This is a genomic window from Rhodoferax sp. (assembly GCF_013297935.1).
GTDB lineage: Bacteria > Pseudomonadota > Gammaproteobacteria > Burkholderiales > Burkholderiaceae_C > Allorhodoferax.
This window is the reverse complement of record NZ_JAAFIX010000011.1, coordinates 102340-126553: the sequence shown is the minus strand read 5'-3', so window position 1 is coordinate 126553 and position 24214 is coordinate 102340. Positions and strand designations below refer to the sequence as shown.

20 protein-coding genes are annotated in these 24214 nt (G+C 61.5%); 10 read left to right on the top strand and 10 right to left on the bottom strand.

The window, feature by feature from the left end:
- From QZW03_RS14670 to QZW03_RS14645, 6 genes are all read right to left on the bottom strand, one after another.
- Positions 1-1352: nitrite/sulfite reductase (locus tag QZW03_RS14670; protein WP_296510755.1), on the bottom strand; the 1352-nt coding region annotated here is incomplete at its 3' end.
- 19 nt (positions 1353-1371) lie between these two features.
- Entirely contained in the window at positions 1372-2163 is a 792-nt protein-coding gene (locus QZW03_RS14665) for a sulfite exporter TauE/SafE family protein (RefSeq protein ID WP_296510754.1), read from the bottom strand.
- 263 nt (positions 2164-2426) lie between these two features.
- A complete protein-coding gene (locus tag QZW03_RS14660) occupies positions 2427-3098 on the bottom strand; it encodes a hypothetical protein (RefSeq protein ID WP_296510753.1) in 672 nt (223 codons plus the stop codon).
- A 244-nt stretch (positions 3099-3342) separates the two neighbouring features.
- Positions 3343-4188: a 2OG-Fe(II) oxygenase family protein gene (locus QZW03_RS14655; protein ID WP_296510752.1), complete on the bottom strand. Its 846-nt coding sequence runs from the start codon at positions 4186-4188 to the stop codon at positions 3343-3345.
- A 26-nt stretch (positions 4189-4214) separates the two neighbouring features.
- Positions 4215-5213 carry a nucleoside hydrolase gene (locus QZW03_RS14650; protein WP_296510751.1) on the bottom strand — a complete coding sequence of 333 codons (999 nt, stop codon included), beginning with the start codon at positions 5211-5213 and terminating at the stop codon, positions 4215-4217.
- Positions 5214-5247: 34 nt separating this feature from the next.
- The gene (locus QZW03_RS14645; RefSeq protein WP_296510750.1) at positions 5248-6180 is read right to left on the bottom strand and encodes a ribokinase; all 933 of its coding nucleotides are present in this window, start codon (positions 6178-6180) and stop codon (positions 5248-5250) included.
- 82 nt (positions 6181-6262) lie between these two features.
- Between QZW03_RS14645 and QZW03_RS14640 the strand changes: the two genes are divergently transcribed.
- The 7 genes from QZW03_RS14640 (at position 6263) to QZW03_RS14610 (ending at position 13835) form a co-directional block, all read left to right on the top strand.
- Positions 6263-7204 (top strand): carbohydrate kinase family protein, encoded by a 942-nt coding sequence (locus QZW03_RS14640; protein ID WP_296510749.1) that lies wholly within the window; start codon positions 6263-6265, stop codon positions 7202-7204.
- Between the two features lie 2 nt (positions 7205-7206).
- Positions 7207-8130, top strand: coding sequence for a pseudouridine-5'-phosphate glycosidase (locus tag QZW03_RS14635; RefSeq protein WP_296510761.1), 924 nt, complete (start codon positions 7207-7209; stop codon positions 8128-8130).
- A gap of 218 nt (positions 8131-8348) precedes the next feature.
- On the top strand, positions 8349-9332 hold the full coding sequence (locus tag QZW03_RS14630) for a BMP family ABC transporter substrate-binding protein (protein ID WP_296510748.1): 984 nt from the start codon (positions 8349-8351) through the stop codon (positions 9330-9332).
- A 126-nt stretch (positions 9333-9458) separates the two neighbouring features.
- Positions 9459-10997: an ABC transporter ATP-binding protein gene (locus QZW03_RS14625; RefSeq protein WP_366481768.1), complete on the top strand. Its 1539-nt coding sequence runs from the start codon at positions 9459-9461 to the stop codon at positions 10995-10997.
- Entirely contained in the window at positions 10994-12109 is a 1116-nt protein-coding gene (locus QZW03_RS14620) for an ABC transporter permease (RefSeq protein WP_296510747.1), read from the top strand. Before QZW03_RS14625 ends, QZW03_RS14620 begins: the two co-directional genes overlap by 4 nt.
- Positions 12102-13070, top strand: coding sequence for an ABC transporter permease (locus QZW03_RS14615; RefSeq protein ID WP_296510746.1), 969 nt, complete (start codon positions 12102-12104; stop codon positions 13068-13070). Before QZW03_RS14620 ends, QZW03_RS14615 begins: the two co-directional genes overlap by 8 nt.
- 24 nt (positions 13071-13094) lie before the next feature.
- A complete protein-coding gene (locus QZW03_RS14610; RefSeq protein ID WP_296510745.1) occupies positions 13095-13835 on the top strand; it encodes a hypothetical protein in 741 nt (246 codons plus the stop codon).
- A gap of 14 nt (positions 13836-13849) precedes the next feature.
- On the opposite strand, the gene QZW03_RS14605 is transcribed toward QZW03_RS14610, so the two are convergent.
- Together QZW03_RS14605 and QZW03_RS14600 are read right to left on the bottom strand one after the other, a co-directional pair.
- Entirely contained in the window at positions 13850-15595 is a 1746-nt protein-coding gene (locus tag QZW03_RS14605; protein WP_296510744.1) for an FAD-dependent oxidoreductase, read from the bottom strand.
- A 22-nt stretch (positions 15596-15617) separates the two neighbouring features.
- Positions 15618-15890 carry an oxidative damage protection protein gene (locus QZW03_RS14600; RefSeq protein WP_296510743.1) on the bottom strand — a complete coding sequence of 91 codons (273 nt, stop codon included), beginning with the start codon at positions 15888-15890 and terminating at the stop codon, positions 15618-15620.
- Between the two features lie 169 nt (positions 15891-16059).
- On the opposite strand from QZW03_RS14600, the gene QZW03_RS14595 reads away from it, so the two are divergent.
- Positions 16060-16551 carry a disulfide bond formation protein B gene (locus QZW03_RS14595; protein ID WP_296510759.1) on the top strand — a complete coding sequence of 164 codons (492 nt, stop codon included), beginning with the start codon at positions 16060-16062 and terminating at the stop codon, positions 16549-16551.
- Here QZW03_RS14595 and argA read toward each other — a convergent pair.
- Positions 16538-17884: an amino-acid N-acetyltransferase gene (argA, locus tag QZW03_RS14590; protein WP_296510742.1), complete on the bottom strand. Its 1347-nt coding sequence runs from the start codon at positions 17882-17884 to the stop codon at positions 16538-16540. The genes QZW03_RS14595 and argA overlap by 14 nt on opposite strands.
- Before the next feature lie 802 nt (positions 17885-18686).
- Between argA and QZW03_RS14585 the strand changes: the two genes are divergently transcribed.
- Entirely contained in the window at positions 18687-19193 is a 507-nt protein-coding gene (locus tag QZW03_RS14585; protein WP_296510741.1) for a hypothetical protein, read from the top strand.
- A gap of 199 nt (positions 19194-19392) precedes the next feature.
- Positions 19393-23562 (top strand): ATP-dependent RNA helicase HrpA, encoded by a 4170-nt coding sequence (hrpA, locus tag QZW03_RS14580; protein WP_296510740.1) that lies wholly within the window; start codon positions 19393-19395, stop codon positions 23560-23562.
- Between the two features lie 33 nt (positions 23563-23595).
- Here the strand turns inward: hrpA and QZW03_RS14575 are convergent, their stop codons facing one another.
- Positions 23596-24165, bottom strand: coding sequence for a hypothetical protein (locus QZW03_RS14575; RefSeq protein WP_296510739.1), 570 nt, complete (start codon positions 24163-24165; stop codon positions 23596-23598).
- Positions 24166-24214 lie beyond the last annotated feature (49 nt).

Genomic DNA, 24214 nt, shown 5'->3' with positions numbered 1-24214 from the left:
TTGGCCAGCGCGCAGAAATCGCCGCCGGGGCAGGCAATCATGTCGGTCAGCAGGCGCACATTGCTGCGGGCCAGGCCCGCGTGGGTGGCGGCCACCCACAGGGCGGGCAAGTCCTCGGCGCGCACCCAGGGCAGCAGCAGGTTCTGGTCGTGGGTCACGCGCACTTCACCGGCAGAAAACTCGTCGGCCAGGTCGGCAGCGGTGTCGAGCTGGTCGGCATCGGCGTCGCCGGGGGCTTGGCCCAGGCGCTTGTACGACAAGGTGACGCAGCGCAGCGCGGGGTTCTGGTGCGGGGCCACGTTTTGCTGCAGCCAGCGGTCGTAGTCCTTTTGGCGCTCAGGTGCAATTGCTATTGTTTTTGTAGCTGCTGGCGCACGTTCTGCCGGGGCTGGAGGCACAAAACATGCCGAAACGCGGTCCAGCTCGGCCTGGCTGATGGTGTGCGGCGCGCCGTCGCGGGTGATGATTTGCTCGTACTCGGCTTCCACCTCGTCGATATAGCGCTGGCCTTCGGCCTTCACCAAAATCTTGATACGCGCTTTGTACAGGTTGTCGCGGCGGCCCCAGCGGTTGTACACGCGCACCACCGCCTCCAGGTAATTCATGATCTGGTTCCAGGGCAGGAAGGCGCGGATCTCGGTGCTGATGACCGGGGTGCGGCCCATGCCGCCGCCCACAAACACGCGGAAGCCCAGCTCACCTGCATCGTTTTTGATGAGGTGAAGGCCCACGTCGTGCCAACGCACCGCAGCGCGGTCTTCTGTAGCGCCGGTGATGGCGATCTTGAACTTGCGCGGCAAAAAGGCGAACTCAGGGTGCAGGGTGCTCCACTGGCGCATGATTTCGGCAAAGGGGCGGGGGTCTGCAATTTCGTCGACCGCCACACCGGCCAGCTCGTCGCTGGTGATGTTGCGGATGCAGTTGCCGCTGGTCTGAATGCCGTGCATGTTGACCGTGGCCAGCAGGTCCATCACGTCGGCGCTCTTGGCCAGGGGAATCCAGTTGAACTGCACGTTTTGGCGGGTGGTGAAGTGGCCGTAGCCCACCGGCAGGTGCGTAGTGCCCCAGGTCGCTTGGGTGCCAATGGCTTTGTCAAACACCTCTTTGCTCGGGTGGTCGTATTCGCGGGCAATGCGAGCCAGCACGCGCAGTTGCTTGGTCGACAGCTCGCCGTAGGGCACAGCCACGCGCAGCATGGGCGCGTAGCGCTGGATGTACCAGCCGTTTTGCAGGCGCAAGGGGCGGAACTCTTCGTCGCTCAGGGTGCCGGCCTGATTTCGCTCCAGTTGGTCGCGGTGCTGGGCCGCGCGGGCGCGGATGAACTGGCGGTCAAATTCGGTGTATTGGTACATAAGCGTGGTGCAGCAAAGATCAGAGAGCGATGAGTTTCAGGCCGGCATAGGCCAGCAACAAGGACAGCAGGGAGCGGATCACCCGCTCCGGGGTTTTGAACATCAGGTGCGAGCCCACCCAGATACCGGGGAGCGAGCCCGCCAGCAGCTTGGCCAACAGGGGCCAGTCCACCGAACCAAGCGACGCATGCCCCATGCCGGCCACCAGGGTCAGGGGCACTGCGTAGGCAATGTCCGCCGCCACGATGCGGGGCAAGGGCAACAGCGGGTACAGCAGCATCAACACCGTGACGCCAATGGCCCCCGCGCCAACGGACGTGAGTGTAACCAGCGTGCCGATGAGCGCCCCGAAGAGCACCGGCAGGCTCCAATGGCGGGGGCGGGCGGCAGCAGCTTCATGGCCCGCCGCAATAGAGGTGGGCCCGGCCTTGCCGCGAATGGCTTTGTACAAAGTGGCCGCTGCGGTGAGCAAGAGCGCAAAACCCAAGGTGGTGGTCATGATGTGCTGGACCGCCGAGCTGGTGGCGCCCAACTGGTGCAACACATACAGGGTGATGAGCGCGGCGGGAATGCTGCCAGCCGACAGGTTCAACACCACCGGCCAGTCGATGTGTCGGGAGCGCGCCAGCTTGACAGTGCCGCCCAGCTTGGTGAAAGCCGCGAACAGCAAATCGGTGCCCACCGCCATGTAGGGCTTGACCCCGAAAAAGAAAATCAAGATGGGCGTCATGAGCGAGCCACCCCCGACCCCCGTGAGCCCCACGATCAAGCCCACAAAAAACCCCGCGAATACAAATGCCAAATCTTCCATGGGGGCGAATGTAGGCGGGGCTGCTTAGATTGAAAACTATTTTTTAGCTATGGGGATATGAGGTCTGGTTATATGGGGCGGCGGGGAGTAATCTCTTGATTAAATCTGCCACCTCTGGTGGCAGTCGAGACCAAGCTGCCTCAAACGTCAGCAAAAACCCGACGTTGATTTCATTACTTTTGACACCAGCGACCTGGGGTTTTTGAGGTCGCAGTATCCGACTCGCAATCTAATAAAGACTTGGGGGCACTCGCACTTTCACATTACGGCACGGAAGCAGTGAGTGAGTCAGCGAGGTTCAAAGCGCGCTTAGCCCCCTCCGTTGAAAACTTTCCTGCCCCAACCTTCTGCCTCAGATCGGTGGCTATTTTTTGCTTGATGGTGGCCATCAAACTTCCCAAACTTTTGATCATGGAGTCCATGCTCTCGATCATCTTTTCTTGATCTGAGGAGGACTTATTGCTGTCCTTGCTGGTGTGGTTTACAGACTGCGCACCATTCATCATGGCCATGGAAGAAAGGGTCATGATTGTTGTGATCTCTACAGAGTCGAGGTATTCGTTCTCGTAGGCGTAGCCACGGGTTTCAAAAGCTTTCTGATACCTGTTGAGTATCGGCGCCAAGAGCTGTGGAACATTGGCTGGACTGGGGCCTTGCTTGGACTGCTGGAGATAGATCGTCATCATCTCCTTCACCTGAGCAGGGTTCAGGACGCCTCTTAACAATGCGCCGCTATCGCCGTCAGAGTACCGGATGACTGGTTCTGGCGATCGAAACTGGCGGCTTTCACTCAGGTGGAGGTCTGCAACGTAGTTGCTGAATGCATTTTGTGCTGCGGCCTGGAGCGAGGCGCAAAAACATATGAAGATGAGCAGTGTTTTTGGAAGAAGTTGCATTTGAGGGGTGATTTTGTTGAATGAAGTCACAGAGCCCATGCAAAACCACCGAATCAGACACACGAATACTTTTCTCTGGTCGACTGAGAAGGGGTTGCTGAAGCCGGCAGGGATGTCGCATATTGATGCGTCTTTTGCACTCTGTCTGCTACTAAAAAAGTAGCTGCTCGCGCATATTCTCAGAGGGCTAGCAGCCTGTTTTATTAAAAAATAACAGCGCCAAGCCATGCGCTGTCAAAGTTCGCTAGGGCCGGAAGACTGAACTTCAGGGCTCCGGCCTAATTCAGTACTTCTTGCCGCGCAACTCTTCCATGCGTTCTTTGAAGTAAGTCTCTACCGTGTAGCGCTCGGAGAGCACCACTTCGCGGCGGGGGTGCAAAAACAGCGGCAGGGAGATGCGTGATTTCTTGGCGCCTTCCCCGGTGGGGTTGAGCACCCGGTGCACGGTGCTGGGGTAGTAGCCGCCGGAGGCTTCGGCCAGCATGTCGCCGATGTTGACGATGAGCAGCCCGAAGTCGCAAGGCACATCGTGCCAAGCGTTGTCTTTGCCCAAGACTTGAAGGCCGGGTTCAGTAGCGGCGGGCAAGATGGTCAGCAGGTTGATGTCGCCGTGCGCCGCAGCGCGCACGGCGCCGGGCTCTTCGTCTCCCCGCAGGGGCGGGTAGTGCAACACGCGCAGCAGGGTGTGGTCGCTGCCCTCAATCATGGCGGGCAGGGGCATGGAGTAGCGGGCCTTGACCTCATCGGGCGAGTTGGCTTCTACCCAGTTCAGCAGGGTGGCCGCGAGGCTGGCGCCCTCCGCGTAGTAGCGGGTGGCGGCGTCGCTCACCTCTGCGGGATAGCGACCCCAGGGGTAGATGTGAAAGAACTCTTTGAGGTCTTTCTTGGTGAAGTTTTTGGCGGTCTCTGACACGCTGGGCGAGAAGTAGCCGTCGTGCTTGTCCGGGTCGTTGGGGTACTTGGCCTTGGCGTCGGTTTTAAAAAAGCCCAGCCATTCGGCGTAGATGCCCTCGACCAGGTCTTGGCTCAAGGGGTGGTTCTTCAAAACGCCAAAGCCGGTTTCGTGCAGGCTTTTGCAAAACTCTTGTGGAGCTGTCGGGCTGGTGAAGTCAACAACGGGGAGGTGCATGAGGGTTCTCGCGCTCGGGGTGTGGCTTACAGCCAGCTGGACATGAGGGTGGATTCGATGAGCTGCAGGGCTTCGGGGGCCTTGAGCTGCAGGCAGGCGTGGGTGTCGGGCACCTCGTCGCCCCAGCCTGGCTGGGGATAGAAGATTTCTTTGCGGCGCATCATGGTCTGGCCGTTTGCGGGGCCGTCCAGCGCCACGCGGATGCGGCCGGTCTGGATTTCAAACAGCTCGGGGTTGGTGAGCGCCACAAAGGCCAGCACGTCGTGCCCGAAGCAGCCGTGGATTTTGGCCACATGCGGGTAGATGCCGCTGTAGAAGTCCGCATAAAAGCTCACCGCGTGGTGCAAGGTGTCGGTAGCCACGTGCTTGTGGTGGTCGGCCACTTTTTTGAACAGGGCCAGGGGCACGATCAGCTGGTGGGTCACATCCAGGCCCACCATGGTGAGCTTCCAGCCGGCGGTGAACACAAAGTCGGCGGAGTGCGGGTCGTTCCAGATGTTGGCTTCGGCCACCGGGGACACGTTGCCGGGTTCCATGACGGTGCCGCCCATGATGATGACTTCTTGCAGCAGCTGGGGCAGCTTGGGCTCCAGCTTCAGTGCGGTGGCCAGGTTGCCCAAGGGGCCGACGGCGACCAGGGTGATTTCACCGGGGTAGGCGCGGGCCATGTCCACAATGAATTGCGCCGATGGGCGGGGGTCCAGCACGCTGGTGGTTGCCACGCGGGAGGGCAGGTTGCCCAGGCCGTCGCCACCGTGGATGAAGTCAGGCGGCGTGCCGGGCGCTTTGAGCCAGGGTGTTTTCACGCCCAGGGTGACGGGGATCTTGCGACCGGCAATCTCGGTGAGGTACAGGCCGTTGATGGCAGCTTGCTCCACGGTCACGTTGCCGAAGGTGGTGGTAATGCCCACCACATCGATGCCGGGGTGGGCCAGCGCGTAATAGAGCGCCATGGCGTCATCGACCCCGGGGTCGGTGTCGTAAATGACTTTGCGGGCGGTGCTGGCAGTGGTGGCGTTGCTCATGGGGTATCTCGGTTAGGTAAAAAGATGGTGCGGCTTAGTTCAGCCCGCAGAATGCGCGGAGGGCGGCTTGGGCAGCCGTGTCTGTGGCGGGGGCGGTGGCCACAAAAGCGTTGACTTCGGCAGTATCAGGGATGCTGGACTGGGCGCCCCACCGCGTGCAGGCCAAAGCGCTGGCGGCACTGGCAAATTGCAGCGCTGATTTCAAGCTTTGCCCTTGGCTCAGCGCTGCGACGAGACTGCCACAAAAGGTGTCGCCGGCACCGGTGGTGTCCACTGGCGTAATGGGGAATGCGCTTTGCAACTCAAAGCCACCGGCATGCCGCGCGCAGCTGCCCTGGTGGCCCAAAGTGACGACCACGGTGGGCACGGTCAGGCTTGCCAGCGCAGCTGCAATGCTGCCTTGGTGGCCAGATACCAATGCCAGTTCGCCTTCGTTTACCACCAGCACATCCACCGCAGCCAGCAGTTCGGCAGGCAAGGCGCGGGCGGGCGCGGCGTTGAGAACCACTTGCACACCTTGGGCACGCGCTGCCTGGGCATAGGCGTTCACAGTGTCTAGCGGTGTTTCAAGCTGCAGCAGCAGGTGCGTGAATCCGGCGAGCGACGGCAAGTGCTCGGGGCGCAACTCTGCGTTGGCACCAGGTGCAACGGTGATGGCGTTTTCTGCGTCGTCAGACACGCAGATAAATGCTGTGCCGCTGGGGTGGTCGGGCGTGCGCACAATGTGCATGTCGACACCGGCGGACTGGAGTGATGCCTCTAAAGACGCTGCAAACGCGTCCTGGCCGAGCCCCAGCAACATGTGGGTGACAGCGCCGCCGGCTTTGGCCGAGGCCACAGCCTGATTGGCGCCTTTGCCTCCGGGAAAGGTCTTGAAGTCGCGGCCGAGCACCGTTTCCCCGGGGGCCGGAATGTGAGGGGCGCGGACCACAAAGTCCAGATTGGCAGAGCCAGCCACAAGTATCATCGTCAGCACTCTCTGATTGCGAAACCGCTTATTTTGACGCTGAATTTACGTGCGCCGGATAAGTCCTTCGATATAGACCTTAATGACATCTGATTCGCCCGCTGTTTTATTCCCGGTCACGGTCGTGGGCGGCACCAACATGGATATCAGCGCTACGGCGCACAGTGCTGTTACCGCGGGCGACTCGACCCCCGGCGCCATTCGTTACTCGCCCGGTGGGGTGGGGCGCAATATTGCGGAAAACCTGGCCCGCCTCGGCGTTGGAGTTCAACTGGTCACCGTGGTGGGTGACGACGCCTTTGGCCAGCAACTCACCGCTATGACAGCCGCCACGGGAGTCGGTGTGGACGCCATGATGACCGCGCAGGGCCAACGAACAGCCACCTATTTGTCGATGCACCAGCCGGATGGTGAAGTCGCCATGGCGGTCAACGACATGGAGATTTTGGAAACCCTCACGCCAGAGTGGTGCGCCCGCGTGCCTGTATTGCAAGAGCCGCAACCTTGGTTGCTGGTGGACTGCAATGTGCCCCAGGCCACCCTGTCGCACCTGCTGGGCTTAGGCCGGACTACGGTGGTGGATGGTGTCTCGGTGGCCAAGTGCCGGCGTTTGACGGGCCTGCTCCCCGGTATTTACCTCCTAAAGCTCAACCACCTGGAGGCCGCCGCGCTCAGTGGTTTGGTGATTGCGTCGCTGGAAGACTGCGCCGCTGCGGTGGAGTATTTTTTGGCCAGTGGCGTGCAGCAGGTCATGGTGAGTTTTGGTGCGTCGGGTCTGGCGTGGGGCCAGGCTGGCGCGGGCGCCAAGTTTCGGCGGGCCCGCAAGGTGCCGGTGCTCAACAGCACCGGAGCCGGAGACGCTTTGTTAGCGGGCGTGGTGGCGGCGCTTCAGAAAGATCCTGCATTCGACAGTGCCATTGAATACGGGGTGGCCTGTGCAGAGATCACACTATCCAGTACATTCGCCAACTCGCCGGATTTGACCGACTCGACAGTCCGGCACCACATGAGCCTGAACGCATGACCTTGAACCCTTATCTCGATATAGCCCCTGAAGTGGAGCACGCGCTGCAAAACGGTATCCCGGTGGTGGCGCTGGAATCCACCATCATCTCCCACGGCATGCCCTATCCGCAGAATGTGCAAACAGCACTCATGGTGGAGGCGGAGGTGCGTGCCCATGGTGCGGTGCCTGCCACCATTGCCATCGTGAACGGGCGCTTGAAGGCCGGTCTGTCGGAGGCTGATATCGAGCAGTTGGGCCGCTCCGGCCGCGACGTGGTGAAGGTGAGCCGCCGAGACGTGCCCTTTATCGTGGCTGCGGGGGCCACAGGGGCTACTACGGTGGCCTCGACCATGATCATTGCGGCAATGGCGGGAATTCGCGTGTTTGCCACAGGTGGCATCGGCGGTGTGCACCGTGGCGCACAAGAAAGTTTTGACGTGTCGGCGGACTTGCAAGAGTTGGCCCACACCCAGGTGGCAGTCGTGTGCGCGGGAGCCAAGTCGATTCTCGACCTGCGCTTGACCCTGGAATACCTGGAAACACATGGCGTTCCCGTGGTGGGTTACCAGACCCGGGCGCTGCCGGCATTTTTTACCCGGGACAGTGCGTTTTCAGTGGACTACCGCTTGGACACGCCGCTAGAAATTGCGCAGGTGTTGCATGCCAAATGGGGCATGGGGCTGCATGGTGGCATGGTAATTGCTAACCCCATCCCTCCGGAGTACGCCATGGCGGGAGCGGTGATTGATGCAGCGATCGAGCAGGCACTGGCAGAGGCCCAAGCCCAGAATATTGGTGGCAAAGAGTCCACCCCGTTTTTGTTGGCGCGAGTGTGTGAGATCACCGGAGGGGATAGCTTGGCGTCCAACATTCAGTTGGTGCTGAACAATGCGCGGCTGGCCAGTGCCATCGGCAAGTCGCTGGTGGAGCTCAAGCCGGTTTGAAACGGGTGCAGGTGAATTCCGGAGTGGTGTAAGAGGTGTATAACGCCCGAGTTATATCCGGAGAAGCCCTGATACAGACACTGGAGTCCGCTGTGATTCTTGAACTACAGTGTGGCGTTGACCGCGCTTAGCGGCAAATGTGTGATGAAAATGGCGGTTCTGCCATTGGTTTGTTGAATTGACTGTTTTTTTAACTTGATTAAGAACTGAGAGAAGCTATGAACGTGAAATCTCCTGTGCGCATGACGCTGTTGGCCGCGACCTTGGCCGCCAGTTTCCAAGCTATCGCTGCTGACCCTGCAGTGGTGTTCGATATGGGCGGCAAGTTTGACAAGTCCTTTAACGAAGCGGCTTACAACGGTATCGAAAAGTGGAAAAAAGAGACCGGCAAAAAGTACCTGTCGTTCGAAATCACCAACGAGTCCCAGCGTGAGCAGGCCATCCGCCGCATGGCAGAGCGTGGCGCTAGCCCCATCATCGGTATCGGTTTCGGCCAGGCTTCCAGCATCGAAAAAGTAGCCAAAGAATTCCCCAAGTTGCAATTCGCCATCATCGACATGGTGGTGGACTTGCCTAACGTGCAGTCCGTGGTGTTTAAAGAGCAAGAAGGTAGCTTCCTGGTGGGCACGATTGCCGCCATGGCCAGCAAGACCGGCAAAGTCGGCTTTGTGGGCGGTATGGACATCCCCCTGATCCGCAAGTTTGAGTGCGGCTACAAGCAAGGCGCACTGTTTGTGAACCCCAAGGCTGAAGTCATCGGCAACATGACAGGCACCACCGGTGCCGCTTGGAACGACCCCGCCCGCGGCGGCGAGTTGGCCAAGGCCCAGTTCTCGCAAGGCGTGGACGTGGTGTTTGCAGCCGCCGGCGGCACCGGTATCGGTGTGTACCAGGCTGCCAAGGACAGCGGCAAGCTGGCCATCGGTGTGGATAGCAACCAGAACCACATTCACCCCGGCACCATGTTGACTTCCATGCTCAAGCGCGTGGACACCGCGGTGTACAACGTTGCCAAGGGCCACAAGGCCGGTATGACCGTGTTGGGTCTGAAAGAAGGCGGCGTGGACTACGCTGTGGATGCGAACAACGCCAAGTTGATTACCCCTGAAATGAAGAAGAAGGTGGAAGCTGCCAAGGCTGACATCATCAGCGGCAAGATCAAAGTGGCTGACTTCATGGCGGACAACGCTTGCAAGTTGTAATTTGAAAGTGGCGTCCGGCCGGCCATGCCGGTAGCGGGCGCTTTCTTTCCTGGTTGTAAAGCCCGCGGTGCTTGCACGTACCGTGGGCTTTTCGCTTCAGGGCAAGAGCCCTCAGAGGAGCAGGATTTGAGTGTAGAGAGCACATCGCCCCCGGCGATTCACATGCAGGGCATCAACAAACGGTTTGGTGCGGTGGCAGCGAATGCCGACGTGAACTTGCGGGTGGCTAGCGGTACGGTTCACGGCATCGTGGGCGAGAACGGGGCGGGCAAGAGCACGCTGATGTCCATCTTGTACGGCTTTTACCAGGCCGACAGCGGCGACATATGGGTCCTCGGCAAGCCGGTGACGATACGCAATGCGGACGATGCGATTGCCCAAGGCATTGGCATGGTTCACCAGCACTTTATGTTGGTGGACACCCTGACCGCGCTCGAAAACGTGATGCTCGGTGCGGAGCCGCATTGGCTGCTGCACAAAGCCGATGCCGCTGTGCGCAGCAAGCTCGAAACCCTGATGCAAGCGACCGGCTTGCAGGTCAAGCTCGATGCTCCGGTGTCCGAACTCCCGGTGGGCGATCGTCAGCGGCTTGAGATTCTGAAGGCGCTCTACCGCGGCGCCAAGATTTTGATTCTGGATGAACCCACCGCAGTACTGACCCCCCAAGAAACCGAACACTTGTTCAAAGTGCTGCGGGTGTTGCGCGGGCAAGGCACCACTATCTTGCTGATTACCCACAAGCTGAAAGAAGTCGTGGGCTTGTGCGACAACGTGACCGTCATGCGCGGCGGCCGAGTGGTGCAGGAGCTGCCGATTGCGCAAGCCTCTGTAGAGAGCCTTGCCGAAGCCATGGTGGGGCGCAAAGTGCACATGGGCCGTGTGGACGCAGATGCCCGCCCTGCGGGAGATACCTTGCTCTCAGTGCGCAACGTGGTGGTGAGAGACGCCTTGGAGGTCACGCGCCTGCATGACTTGAACCTCGATTTGCGGGCCGGTGAAATCGTGGGGGTGGCCGGTGTGTCCGGCAACGGGCAGAGCGAGTTGCTCGATGTGCTGTCGGGGTTGCTCACACCCGATGCCGGCACCATCACCACCGGGGGCCAGACGTTCGCTGCAGCGCAGTGGCTGGATCCGCAAACCGCACGCCACCTGGGGGTCGCGCACGTTCCTGAAGACCGCCACGCGCGCGCGATGGTCATGGACTTTGTCGCTTGGGAGTCGGCCGTATTGGGCTACGACGGGTTGCCTGAGTACGCGAGTGGCGGCTGGATGTCCCACAGCGCCATGCGCCGCGCCACGGCGGGCTTGATGGAGCGCTTTGACGTGCGCCCGCGCGACCCGGAACTCAAGAGCAGCAAATTTTCGGGCGGAAATCAGCAGAAGCTGGTGCTCGCGCGGGAGTTGGGGCAGTCGCCCAAAGTGCTGCTGGTCGGGCAGCCGACGCGTGGAGTGGACATCGGCGCGATCGAATTCATTTATTCCCAGCTGCGGGCTATGCGGGATGCCGGTTGCGCAGTACTGGTGGTGTCCAGCGAGTTGGACGAGATTTTGGCGCTAGCTGATCGGGTCATTGTGATGAATCAAGGGCGAGTCAGCGGAGAGCTGGCGATTGAAGACTGCACAGAGGCCGGTATCGGCCTGCTGATGACAGGAGGGGCGCAATGAACGCGAATTACGCATTGCCCCGTTGGGCGGATCTGGTGCTGCTCCCGGTGGTGTGCCTGCTGGTCGCCATGCTGGCCGCGGCCGGTGTAGTGGCTTTGGTCGGGCAGGACCCGGTGGAGGTGATTTCGGTGTTGGTGCAAGGTGCTTTCGGCAGCCAGCGCGGGATCAGTTACACCCTTTACTACGCCACCACCTTTATCTTCACCGGCCTCGCGGTGGCAGTCGCTTTTCATGGCGGCTTGTTCAATATCGGCGGGGAAGGGCAGGCTATTTTGGGTGGGCTGGGTACCGGCTTGATGGCTCTCTGGCTTTCAAACAGCTTGCCCGCCTGGGCCATGTTGCCCTTGATGCTGCTCAGTGGTGCGCTATTCGGGGCGGCGTGGGCGGCAGTTCCGGCGTATCTCCAGGCTTACCGGGGTAGCCATGTGGTGATTACGACCATCATGTTCAACTTCATTGCTAGTAGTCTGCTGGTGTACCTGCTGGTCAACCACCTGCGCCCCTCGGGCTCTATGGCGGTTGAAAGTGCGGCGTTTGCTGCATCGGCCAAGCTGCCGGCCATGCACGAGGCCTTGGCGGCCATAGGCATTGAGTGGGACGCATCGCCCCTCAATTTGAGCTTGCTGCTCGCTTTGCTGGCCTCTCTGGGGGTGTACCTGTTTTTGTGGCGTACACGGGCAGGTTACCGGCTGCGTGCAGTCGGCTCCAGCCAGAGTGCGGCGGAGTACGCCGGTATCAACGTCCGCCATCAGATCGTGATTGGCATGGCCATTTCAGGTGCACTGGCCGGCATGGTGGGTATGAATGAGATTGCGGGCGTCAATGGCAAGCTCTTGTTGGAGTTCGTCAGCGGCGCGGGCTTTACCGGTATTGCGGTGGCCCTGATGGGGCGCAACCACCCAGTCGGCATTATTTTTGCCAGCGTGTTGTTCGGGGCCCTGTTTCAAGGGGGCGCCGAGGTGGCATTTGAAATACCGGGCTTCAGCCGGGAGATGGTGGTGATGTTGCAAGGTTTCATTGTGTTGTTCTCCGGGGCCATGGTGTACGTGATTGCGCCGGTGTTGGCCTGGGTTTTGTCCAAGTTCTTGAAGGCGGGGGTGCAACATGGATGACGCATTGGTTGCGGCCATGCTGGCCTCTACGCTGAGGGTTTCTACGCCGCTGATTCTCTGTGCGCTGGCCGGCATGTTTTCAGAGCGCTCTGGCGTGGTGGACATCGGGCTGGAAGGCAAGATGCTGTTTGCCGCATTCGCCGCAGGTGCGGCCGGAGCGGCGTTTCAATCCACCACCCTGGCGCTGGCTTTGGGGGTGCTGGTGGCCGTGGTGCTCTCGTGGATGCACGGCCTGGCCTGTGTGAGCCACAAAGGGGACCAAGTGGTGTCCGGGGTGGCGATCAACATCATTGCCGCCGGCATGACGGTGGTGCTGGGCATTGCGTGGTTTGCGCAGGGCGGTCAGACGCCTCCGGTGGGCAGCGACGTCCGCATTCAAGCCTTGTTCCCGGGCATGCAAGACGCGCTGAGTGGCGTGCCTTGGGTGGGGCGGATTGTGGGCGAGGGGCTCTTGAGCCACAACGCCATGGTCTACCTCACTCTGGCCTTGGTGCCGATGTGCTGGTGGGTGCTGTTCCGCACGCGCTTCGGTTTGCGACTGCGGGCCGTGGGCGAGAACCCGCAAATGGTCGACGCTGCGGGGGTTTCGGTCTCCCGGCTGCGCTATGCCGCGCTGACCATCAACGGTGTGTTGTGCGGCTTGGCTGGCGCCTACCTGGTGCTGGCTCAGAGTGCCAACTTCTCCGCCAACATGACGGCGGGTCGGGGCTTCATGGCCTTGGCGGCCCTGATATTCGGCCGCTGGCATCCGGTTGGCGCCTTCTGGGCGTGTTTGTTGTTCGGGTTTCTGGATGCTGCTGCCATTCGTTTGCAGGGCGTGCAGGTGAGCGGCTTTGGTGAAGTGCCGGTGCAGTTCATCCAGGCACTACCTTATGTGTTGACGGTGGTTTTGCTGGCGGGATTCATTGGCAAGGCTGTGGCACCGCAGGCGCTGGGTCGTCCCTACTCCAAGGAAAGATAAGCGCCGCTGCGCTGACAGGGAAATATGGGCATCAAGGTTCGGGTGAAAGTAGTGGGTTTCAGCGATGCCGAGCGGCATTCGCTGAACACCTTGTTCAGGGTGTCGCGGGCCGACGGGCCCAACTACGTGCTCTGGACCCCGGAGGAAAGCAGTTCTCCGAACGTGGCGTTGATTGATGTGGACAGCTACGAGGCGGGCCTCGATCTGGTGTCACCAGGCTTTAACCCCCACCTCAAGATGATTGCCGTGGGCGACTCTGCCCCCTTGGGTGCATGGCGGGCTTTGCAGCGACCCGTGGACTGGGGTGGGCTGGTGCACTTGCTCGACGAGTTGTTTGCCACTTTGCAAGAGGTGGACATCGACATTTTTGCCGAAGCACCGTCTACCGATGTGCCGCCCCCGCCGGGCATCCGGTGTGCGCTGTTTGTCTGTATTCCTCAGGTGGCAGCCTACTACCTGCGGGCTCGCCTGGCGCTGGCTGGTCTGCTGGTGATTGACGAGGTGCATTCACTCGAAGAGTGCATGGATCGCATGGGGCAGCGGAGTTACAGCCTCGCCTTGGTGTACGTGGACCCGGTCACGCAGGACCCTTGGCGCTATGCCAAGTACTTTCAAGACCAGGCGGTGCCTCCGGCTAACGTCATGGGGGTCATGCCGGCTCCCGACTGGAAGGCGGTGCGCCTGTCCGAAAGCATGGGCTGCGCAGACTTGCTGGAAGTGCCCTTCAACCCCCAGCAGGTGTTCAGCGCATTTCAAAAAGTTTGAGGTGGCGGCACTGCTCAGGTGCTGTCGCTCTCCACTTCACGAACCGCACGCCGCTTGCGCAGGCGCTGCGAATCCATCGACTTCGCCAACGCGCTCTCCACGGGCCAGGGCTCATGGCACATGCGTGCTGCAATCAGCTCCGCCCCTAGCGCTGAAAACGTCAGGCCGCGGGCACCCATGCCCACATGCATCCACAGGCCGTTGCGGCCGGTAGCGTCCACCGGTCCGGCCAAGGGCAGGCGGTCATGGCTGACGCAGCGGGTGCCGGACCACGCTTCAACCCCACCGGATTCAAACAGCGGCGCCACCGCCTGCGCTGCCGCTGGCCACAAGGTTTGCAGGCGCTCCAGGTTGCCTTGATGTTGCAGCGCCAAGGGTGCCAGCCGGTGGGGCTCACCGGTCGGTGTAGTCGGCTGGCTATCGGGCTCGAAGCTGGAGCCGGCTAGCCAAAAATCACCACCTCGGCCGGGCACCTGGGGGATAAAGCAGCCATGTCCGTTGTGCGGGTGGCGCCAGGCGGGGCTGTTTACATGGGCGGGCATAGGGCCTGTGGTCGCTGTGCCGTGCACCGCTTGCAGGTCCCCCAATGTCAAATGCAGGGTGCCGGCCCGGTGCGGTTGCAAGGCATCGGCCTCCAGCAGTGCGCGGGTGGCAAACGCGGTCGCGAGCACCACCACGGGGGCTTGTGCGAGGGTCGAGCCTTCGGGGTCTCGCAGTGTCCAGCATTCGCCCGTTCGCTCGATGCCCGAGACCCGGGCTAAGTGCCGCACCGTGATGCCCTGGTGGGCCAACCAAGCGCGGACCAAAGCGCCCGGCTTGACCCACGCCGCATGGGCGTGTGCCCGGTCCGGGCCCTCGGCAAAGCGGTGCTCCAGCACACCGGTCAGTGACCAGTCTTGCCCGTGTTGCAGCAGTGTTTTGCTATGTTGCAACATCAGTTTGGCACCCACGCGGGAGAGGCGTGAGCGCGGGCTGTCGTCTGCGGAGATATGGGGCACGACCAGGCCTACCGGCAGGCCGGAGGCGCCGGCACCGAGGTGCTCTGCAGCGTCGAGCACCGTGACTTGCCAGCCCCGGCGGGCCAGCGCGTAGGCCACACTCGCGCCCGAAATACCCGCACCCACTACGCAACACGTCAGGTTGCTTAGCGCGCGCCCTCCGCTGCTGGGGGGCTCTTTGGCGCCCAAAGGCCATGGCGGGTTGAATGTTGCGTTCAGCGTGCCGGTGTCGAGCGCGGGGCTGCAGTGCACAAAACCCGCCTCGTGCAGCCACTCGGACGGTGCATCTGCGGGGAGTGCGGCCTCCAGGGTCGCACCGCGCAGGCACAGGCGCGCCAGGGCTTTGGCGGCCCATTTGCTCCAGCCCGTGTCAGAGGAGGTATGCCAAACCGTGTTGGCATGGAGCGCGTGGTCGCTCAAAAACGCGTGGCTGTCTCCCACGCAAAGGGTCAGCGAGACCTGCCCGTGGTCCAGCAGGATGCGGTGAATGCCGGGGCCCCGGTCCTGTAGCTCGGCAAGCAGCAGACCCTCAAGGTCATCTGGCGCTTGAGGCGGCGGGGCAGGGGGGGCGAGCAGCCGGGCGAGGCCGGCGGGGGAAACATGCCCCACATAGTGAAGCATGGTGGGGCGCTGCGGGTCGGCGCGCCACGCGGCCCAGGTGGCAAGAAAGCGCCGGGCCTGATGGAAGCCGGTGTCCAACACCGTCCACGCCGCACAGCCGGCCCAAGCAGCAGGTAAGCCGCTGTGGGCCGAAAAAGCCATGCGGTCCGTGGTGTCCTGCACCTCAGGCGCTGGGGGGCACGTAGCCCTGGGCGGCATCGGCACCATCACCGAAGAAATGGTTTTCCATCTGGCGGGCCAGGTACTGGCGGGCGCGGGCGTCGGCCAGGTTCAGGCGGTTTTCGTTGACCAGCATGGTCTGGTGCTTGAGCCAGGCGGCCCAGGCTTCTTTGCTCACGCCTTCCCAGATGCGCTTGCCCAGCTCACCGGGGTAGGGCGCAAAGTCCAGGCCTTCAGCCTCTTTGCCCAGCTTGATACAGTTAACGGTGCGTGCCATGGGGAAAACCTCTTTGTCGGTGGTGTAAAAACGAAGGCCGAATCTTATTCGCTTTGGGCTGACCCCAAGGCTTTGCGGGAACTTCAGTCCCGCAAAAGGTACCAACCCCCAGCGCCTTGCGGCTGGTTAACTCAATGAGGATTTGATTTTGAACTTGGTTTTCGGTTGGATGGACACTGCGCCCCGGCGCATGTACGGTGGCGTGTTGCTGGCCTGCGTGGCCATGCTGGTGTTTGGCATGTATCTGCAGCACGTGGTGGGTCTGGAGCCGTGCCCGATGTGTATTGTGCAGCGCTATGCTCTCATTTTGGTAGCTATCAGCGCAGGTATTGCGGGGGCTAGCGGCCGAAAAAGCTTGCAAATTGCCGGTGCAGTGCTGCTGGTGGCTTTTGCCGTGGCGGGTGCCTATGTGGCGGCCCGCCAGAGTTGGCTGCAGTGGTACCCGCCCGAGGTGGTGTCCTGCGGGCGCGACCTCTACGGCATGATCGAGACCTTCCCGCTCAAGCGCGCACTGCCCATGATCTTCCGCGGTGGCGGGGACTGCAGCAAGATCGACTGGACCTTTCTGGGCGGCACCATCGCCAACTGGTCATTCGTGTGCTTCAGTGGCTTTGCGGTGTTTGGCAGCTTGATGCTCTGGCGCCGGCTTAGAGCCGCTTGACCAGCACCTGGCTCTTGCGGTCCCAGTTGTACTTGCGCTTGCGGGCCTCGGGCAGCCACTCAGGGTCCACCTGCACAAAGCCGCGTTTGATGAACCAGTGCATGGTGCGGGTGGTCAGCACAAAAATACTGTCCAGCCCGGCCGCCTTGGCGCGCTGCTCAATGCGTTTCAGGATGCGTTCGCCGTCGCCCTGACCCTGCACCTCAGGCGACACAGTTACAGCCGCCATCTCGGCGGTTTTGGATTCGGGGTAGGGATAGAGGGCCGCACAGGCAAAGATCACCCCGTCGTGCTCAATGATGGTGTAGTTGCCCGCGTCGCGCTCGATCTCGGTGCGGCTGCGTTTGACCAGCGTGCCATCGCGCTCAAAGGGCTCGATGAGCTGCAGAATGCCGCCCACGTCTTCCTCGGTGGCCTCGCGCAGGCTCTCGAGCTTTTCGTCCACCACCATGGTTCCGATGCCGTCGTGCACATACACCTCCAGCAGAATCGCGCCGTCAATCGCAAACGGAATGATGTGGCTGCGCTCAACGCCCGCCTTGCACGCCTTCACGCAGTGCTGCAGGTAGAAGGCCACGTCGGTAGGCTGGTTGGCGGCGGGCAGGGCTTGGAGTAGCTTCTCGGCAGCGGCCAGGGGTAACTCGGTGTCGATCGGGTTGTCTTCCCCGGCAGGCTGCATGGGGTCCATGCGCACACCGGGCACCTCGGTCAAAAAGATCAGCTTGTCGGCCTGCAGCGCGGTGGCTACGCTGGTAGCCACCTCTTCCATGGCGAGGTTGAACGCCTCGCCCGTGGGCGAAAAGCCAAACGGCGAGAGCAGCACCATGGCACCCATGTCCAGGGTGCGGGTGATGCCGGCCGTGTCGACCTTGCGAACCAGCCCGCTGTGCTGAAAGTCCACCCCGTCCACAATGCCCACCGGCCGCGCCGTGATGAAGTTGCCCGAGATCACGCGCACCGTGGAGTCCGCCATGGGCGTGTTGGGCAAGCCTTGGCTGAAAGCGGCTTCAATCTCGTAGCGCAACTGGCCGGCGGCCTCCTGGGCGCAGTCGAGCGCCACCTCGTCGGTAATGCGGATGCCGTGGCTGTATTTGGGGGTGTGGCCCTTGGCGGCGAGCTGCTCGTTCACCTGCGGCCGGAAACCGTGCACCAGCACTATCTTCACGCCCATGCTCTGGATCATGGCCAGGTCTTGCGCCAAGCTGTGCAGCTTGCCCGCGGCAATGGCCTCGCCGGCAATACCCACCACAAAGGTCTGGTTGCGGAACTTATGGATGTAAGGCGCGACCGACCGGAACCAGGGAACGAAGGTGAAATTGAAGACTGAGGTCATTGCGGTGGCGGGTGGGGGGAGCAGATGAAGGAGGAGCGAATATGCCGCAATTCTCTACGAAGACGGAGGGCGCATCGGGGAATCGACGGTGGAGGGCGGAATCCCCCCTTTTGGTTGATGGGTGGTGCGGTCATACGCGTCTACACTCGTTGCATGGGATTGCGGTGTTTGTCGGAATTTTTATACCGCTATAAATTCTTGATCTATCCCGCGCAAGCCATGTCAGGCAAGGGTTTCAGGAGTTTTGCATGTCCAGAATATCGAGCAGTCCCAGTTTTATCGAGCACGTTTTGCTCCATACATTACGTTAGATAGCATTTCAAAGGCCCGTATGGAACTCCTACTCCTGCCCTTCGTTAGATCTGCTGCCGCCATTGCGGGTTTCGCTTTGGTGGGATGGCTTGTCTACCGCTATTTAGCTGAATTCATGCTAGAGCGTCGCGGCACAACTACCCGGGGCAGGGTGGTTAGCGCCGTGGAGTTGGGCAACACTCGCGGCGGCAAGATGTTCGTCGTGTCGTATGAATTTTCGGCCACGCGCTCCGGCGGAAATGCCTTGATGTACCGCGGTAGGCAATTGATGAGTTACGGTTTTCGGCCCAGAGACATAGTGGCTGTTCGCTTTTTGTCAAAGTGGCCTCGGATTAACCTTATCGCAGACCGCACAGTTTGACGGGGCGACAAAACAAGAATGCCAAGTATGTTTTCTAACATTGCGCTCGGCACGGACACGCAACCGAAGGCAGCCGCTTCGCGACACAGGTTGCGTGCGGGGCAGCGCCAACGTTAGATCCCGCTGAACATGCGCACGTTGGGCTTCCTCTGCATCTTGCCTCTGCTCGGCATCAACCTGCTGGGCTTCTATTTTGCGGCGCAAGCACAAGACTGGAGGGGAATCGCTCTAATGCTTTTTATGGTCGGTCTGCTGGTGTTCTTTGCCCGAACTCTTTGGCGTGGCAAGCAGCTATCGCAGGGTGGTCTCAGCGCGGGTCCACTCGCGGAAGGCTGGGCCAGTCGGCCAGTTGGAGAGTTCCTCAGGGCGCAGGTTGCAAAGTCCATTGAGGGTCGAATCTTTCTGGCTGGGGCCACCAATTCGCTGTTGTTTGCCGTGCTGATCCTGCTTTCGCCAGCGAGCATCGGCGTACAGGCCGCCAGAAGCGGCGGGCTGGTCGTGCTCTTTGCCATGTGGCCAATTCTGTCCTTCACGCTATACGTTCGAGTATGTGGTCCCGGGTACGAGACAACACTGCTCAAGATCATTGCACCTTTGTGCATTGCCGCACTTCCCTTCTACATTGCGTACCGGTAGGCGCCCCGAGGCCGATATATTTCTTCAAGTGGACGTGCCTACGGCAAGCCACTGAATTCAAACGTCGGCTCTCGATCACTTCATAAGCACTACAAATACCATAGCTGCTCGCGTTTATTCCACGAGGGCTAGAGTCAGATTTAATGCATAAAACCCGCCCCGGCGGCCATCAGGCCGCCAGCCGGGATAATTGCACCCAATGTCTTCTACCTCTTCCCCAGCTTCTCCGCGCCTGCACATCGAGTTTCCTGAGACCCTGCCTGTATCGGGCAAGCGGCAAGAAATCATGGACGCCATTGCGGCGCACCAGGTCGTTATCGTTTGCGGCGAGACCGGTTCGGGCAAGACCACGCAGCTACCCAAAATCGCTCTGGCCATGGGCCGCGGCAAGCTCAACTACCCTGAAGGCGAGCGCGGCAAGCTCATCGGCCACACCCAGCCGCGCCGTATTGCGGCCAGCAGTGTGGCCAAGCGCATTGCCGAGGAGCTGAAAACGCCGCTGGGCGATGTGGTGGGCTACAAGGTGCGGTTCAACGACCGGCTGGGCAAAGACGCCTCGGTCAAGCTGATGACCGACGGTATTTTGCTGGCCGAAACGCAGACCGACCCGCTGCTCAAGGCCTACGACACCATCATCATCGACGAGGCGCATGAGCGCAGCCTCAACATCGACTTTCTGCTGGGCTACCTGCGCCAGATACTGCCGCGCCGGCCTGACCTCAAGATCATCGTCACCTCGGCCACGATCGACGCGCAGCGCTTTGCGGACCACTTTAAATCCAGCAAAGGCCCTGCGCCGGTCATCATGGTGTCGGGGCGCATGTTCCCGGTGGAGCAGCGCTACCGCCCGTTTGAAGAAAGCCGTGAATACGACTTGAACAACGCGATTGCCGATGGTGTGGACGAACTGTGGCGCGACCCGCACAACCAAGGCGATATTTTGGTGTTCCTACCCGGCGAGCGCGAAATCCGCGAGGCCGCGGACCATTTGCGCAAGCACCTGAGCCACCAGCCGGTGATGCGAGGTGCCGAAGTGCTGCCCCTGTTCGCCCGCCTGAGCCCCGCCGAGCAGGACCGTATTTTTGACGGGCACACCGGCCGACGCATTGTGCTGGCCACCAACGTGGCCGAAACATCGCTCACGGTGCCGGGTACACGCTACGTCATTGACGCAGGTACAGCGCGCATCAAGCGCTACAGTTTCCGTAGCAAGGTGGAGCAGCTGCTGGTGGAGCCCATCAGCCAAAGCTCGGCCAACCAGCGCGCCGGCCGCTGCGGCCGCGTGGCCAACGGTATCTGTATTCGCCTGTATGACCAGAAAGACTTTGACGGGCGACCAAGGTTTACCGACCCGGAAATTTTGCGCAGCTCGCTGGCGGGCGTCATCCTGCGCATGAAGTCGCTGCATTTGGGCATCGTCGAAGACTTTCCGTTCCTGGAGCGCCCGAGCGGCCGCGCGATTGCCGATGGCTACCAGCTGCTCAACGAGCTGGGCGCGGTGGACGATGCGAATGAGCTAACCCCACTGGGCACCGAACTCAGCCGCCTGCCGCTGGATCCGCGCGTGGGCCGCATGCTGCTGGAGGCGCGCAGCCGCGAGGCGCTAGATGAGGCGCTGGTAATTGCCAGCGCCTTGAGCGTGCAAGACGTGCGCGACCGCCCCATGGAGGCCCAACAGCAAGCCGATGCCGCGCACCAGAAGTTTGACGATGAGAAGAGCGAGTTCACCGGCTACCTGAAGCTATGGAAGTGGATTCACGATGCAAGAGGTGGCACGCACGAGGCTAAGGCGGGAGTTGGGGCGTCCGGCCGTTCTGCGCAGGTCAAGGAGGAGCCCGCAAAGCGGGCGGGGGACACGGAGCAGAGCGGCCGGATGCCCCAACTCCCAGCGCGCGCCCAAGGCAATGCCCAAGCAGCAACCCACAAACTTACCAACCGCCAATACGAACAACTCCTGCGCCAGAACTTCGTCAACATGCGCCGCGTGCGCGAGTGGAAAGACATCTACTCGCAACTCCACACCGTGGTGGCCGAACACAAATGGCGCTTGAACACCAAGCCCGCCAGCTACGAGCAGCTGCACCTCTCCATGCTCTCGGGCCTGCTAGGCAACATCGGCTGCAAACTCGAAGAAGGCCAAAACGGCGAATACCTGGGCGCGCGCAGCATCAAGTTCTTTGCCCACCCCGGCGCCCACCTGACCAAGAAGCCGGGCAAGTGGATTGTGGCCAGCGAGCTGGTGGAAACCACGCGCCTGTTCGGCCGTGGCATTGCGGCGATCGAGCCGCAATGGCTTGAAACGGTCGGCGGGCATTTGCTCAAGAAACAGCTGCTCGATCCGCACTGGGAAAAGAAGGCGGCTGAAGTGGTGGCGCTGGAGCGGGCTACGCTGTATGGCATCGTGGTCTACAGCGGGCGCAAGGTGAACTACGGGCGCGTGGATATGCACGGAGCCCGCGAAATATTCATTCGCGAAGCGCTGGTGGGCAAAGAGTGGGAAACCACGCTGCCGTTTCTGGCCGCCAACCAAAAGCTCATCAAGCAAGTAGAAGACCTGGAACACAAGGCGCGCCGCCAGGACGTGCTGGTGGACGACGAACTGATCTACGCCTTCTACGACCAGCAGCTGCCCGCCGATGTGTGCAGTGGCTACAGCTTTGAGCGCTGGTACCGCGAAGAAGTCAAAAAACAGCCCGACCTGCTGAAGCTCACCCGCGAAGAACTCATGCGCCACGAGGCGGCGGGCATCACCACCGCGTCCTTCCCCAAGACCATTCGCTTGGGCGGTGTGGACTGTGCCGCTACCTATCTGCACGAACCCGGCGATGCACGCGACGGCCTGACCGTGACCGTGCCGCTGTTTGTGCTGAACCAGGTGAACGACGAACGCTGCGAATGGCTGGTGCCCGGCATGCTGAAAGACAAAGTGCAGGCCTTGCTCAAGACTCTGCACCAACGCCCCCGCAGCCGCCTAGTGCCGCTGCCCGACACCGCCAGCAAGTTTGCCGAAGCGCTGAACGCGCCCGAGAAGTTTGGCAGCGGCGGCCTGGTAGAAGCCGTGCTGAAACTGGTGCGCGATGCGACCAGCCTGGACATTGTCAAAGCCGACATCAAAGTCGACATGCTCAGCCCGCACTTCTTCATGAACTTCCGCGTGGTGGACGAGCACGGCCGCCAACTCGGCCACGGCCGAAACCTGGGTGCATTGAAGGCCGAGCTGGGCAGCCAAGCGCGCGGGGCCTTTCAGGCGCTGGCGAGTCTGAAATTGCAGCAAAACCAGGCGGCGAGCCAAGACAGTGGCTCATCGCCGGGAGCTGGTGCGACCGGGCGTTCTGCGCAGGTCAAGGAGGAGCCCGCGCAGCGGGCGGGGGACACGGAGCAGAGCGCCCGGTCGAACCAGCGCTCAGCCCCCGCCAACACTACGCAAGCAGCTACAAAAACAGTAGCAAATAGCGCTCAGGGCAAAAGCAGCACCGCCAGCATTCTCGACGGCCGCTTCACCGCCTGGACCTTTGGCGAACTACCCGAACTGCTGGAAATCCGCAAAGGCGGCCAAACACTCATCGGCTTCCCCGCACTCATCGACGCGGGCGACGCCGTCACCGTCGAAGTGTTTGACGAACCCGAAGTCGCCGCCGCCAAACACCGCGCCGGCCTGCGCCGCCTGTTTGCCATCCAGATCAAGGACGCGCTGAAATACTTGGAAAAAAACATCCCCGACCTGCAAAAAATGGCCGTGGCCTACATGCAAGTGGGCACCCTGGAAGGCGGCAAAACCGCCACCGGCGGCACAGTCGAAGAGCTGCGCGAGCAAATTATTGCGGTGGCACTGGACCGCGCCTTCCTGCTCGACCCGCTGCCCACTGACGAGTTTGCCTTCAAGCGCCGTATCGATGAAGGGCGAGGGCGCCTGACCCTGATCGCCAACGAAGTGGCCCGTCTGGCCGGTACCGTGCTGCTGGAATACGCCACCGCCGCCCGCAAGATCAAAGACACCAAAAACGCCCCCGACGCGGTGGCCGATGCGGCACAGCAGATCAACCGCCTGATCCCCAAGCGGTTTTTGCAGGCTACGCCCTGGGACCGGCTGCAGCACCTGGCCCGCTACCTCAAGGCCATCACCCTGCGGCTGGACAAGTACCGCGCCGACCCAGCCCGCGACGCCGCCCGCCTGGCCGAATTGCGCCCGCAAGATCAGCGCTACTGGCGTTTGGTGGCGGAGCGCAAGGGCGCGCAAGACGAGCGCATGCAAGAGTTCCGCTGGTTGCTCGAAGAGCTGCGCGTGAGCTTTTTTGCCCAAGAGCTGCGCACGCCCCAACCGGTGAGTGTGAAGCGGCTGGACAAGGCCTGGGCACAAATCCAGAGCTGATTCAGCCTTTCCCCTTCCTTGCTCTCCCGGGGCTCAGGTCTCCGGCGGCAGCAGCATGGCAATGCGCTCACTGATGGAGTCAGCGCGTTCATGCCCGGCGATGGCTTCAATGGCGCTGATCATGTCGCGCGCGGCGGCGAGCATGGCTTCGCGGTCTTTCGCGTTGCGCAGCGCTTGACGGAAAGCGTCGGCATGCGCCGGGTCCCGGCGGGCAAACATGCGCTCGCAAATGTCGAACAAAAACATGCGGGTGGTCGCCAGCGAGCGTTTGCCTTCAAAGTTGTCTGCGGCTACCGCTGGCGGCGGCACCTCTGGAGCGATCGGCGCGGGGCGCGTCGCAGGCCTTGTCACCGCGGGTCGTGCGGGCGCCGCTGGCGGGCTTGCCTGCGCGGCCCGGGCGGTCGGCGCCTGCGGCACCACCAGGTAGCCGCTCTGCATCAGGTGCAGAGCCAGGCGCATGGCCTCACCGCCAAAGAGATGGTTGACCCCGTCGACGGTGTTTCTGCCATCGGCGAGGATGAGCAGGGCGCGCTCACGCTGGCCCAGCGTGCGGTTACCTAACTGCAATTCCGTCCGCCCTTTGTCGGTTTTGAGTAGCTGCATAGTTCTTCTCCAACGAAGGGCGCATTACAGACAACTCAGATGACAAATC

Coding starts and splice junctions, on each gene's coding strand:
- QZW03_RS14665 (WP_296510754.1), bottom strand. CDS start 2,163: ATGGAAGATTTGGCATTTGTATTCGCGGGGTTTTTTGTGGGCTTGATC.
- QZW03_RS14660 (WP_296510753.1), bottom strand. CDS start 3,098: ATGGGCTCTGTGACTTCATTCAACAAAATCACCCCTCAAATGCAACTT.
- QZW03_RS14655 (WP_296510752.1), bottom strand. CDS start 4,188: ATGCACCTCCCCGTTGTTGACTTCACCAGCCCGACAGCTCCACAAGAG.
- QZW03_RS14650 (WP_296510751.1), bottom strand. CDS start 5,213: ATGAGCAACGCCACCACTGCCAGCACCGCCCGCAAAGTCATTTACGAC.
- QZW03_RS14645 (WP_296510750.1), bottom strand. CDS start 6,180: ATGATACTTGTGGCTGGCTCTGCCAATCTGGACTTTGTGGTCCGCGCC.
- QZW03_RS14640 (WP_296510749.1), top strand. CDS start 6,263: ATGACATCTGATTCGCCCGCTGTTTTATTCCCGGTCACGGTCGTGGGC.
- QZW03_RS14630 (WP_296510748.1), top strand. CDS start 8,349: ATGAACGTGAAATCTCCTGTGCGCATGACGCTGTTGGCCGCGACCTTG.
- QZW03_RS14620 (WP_296510747.1), top strand. CDS start 10,994: ATGAACGCGAATTACGCATTGCCCCGTTGGGCGGATCTGGTGCTGCTC.
- QZW03_RS14615 (WP_296510746.1), top strand. CDS start 12,102: ATGGATGACGCATTGGTTGCGGCCATGCTGGCCTCTACGCTGAGGGTT.
- QZW03_RS14610 (WP_296510745.1), top strand. CDS start 13,095: ATGGGCATCAAGGTTCGGGTGAAAGTAGTGGGTTTCAGCGATGCCGAG.
- QZW03_RS14605 (WP_296510744.1), bottom strand. CDS start 15,595: ATGGCTTTTTCGGCCCACAGCGGCTTACCTGCTGCTTGGGCCGGCTGT.
- QZW03_RS14600 (WP_296510743.1), bottom strand. CDS start 15,890: ATGGCACGCACCGTTAACTGTATCAAGCTGGGCAAAGAGGCTGAAGGC.
- QZW03_RS14595 (WP_296510759.1), top strand. CDS start 16,060: ATGGACACTGCGCCCCGGCGCATGTACGGTGGCGTGTTGCTGGCCTGC.
- argA (WP_296510742.1), bottom strand. CDS start 17,884: ATGACCTCAGTCTTCAATTTCACCTTCGTTCCCTGGTTCCGGTCGGTC.
- QZW03_RS14585 (WP_296510741.1), top strand. CDS start 18,687: ATGCGCACGTTGGGCTTCCTCTGCATCTTGCCTCTGCTCGGCATCAAC.
- hrpA (WP_296510740.1), top strand. CDS start 19,393: ATGTCTTCTACCTCTTCCCCAGCTTCTCCGCGCCTGCACATCGAGTTT.
- QZW03_RS14575 (WP_296510739.1), bottom strand. CDS start 24,165: ATGCAGCTACTCAAAACCGACAAAGGGCGGACGGAATTGCAGTTAGGT.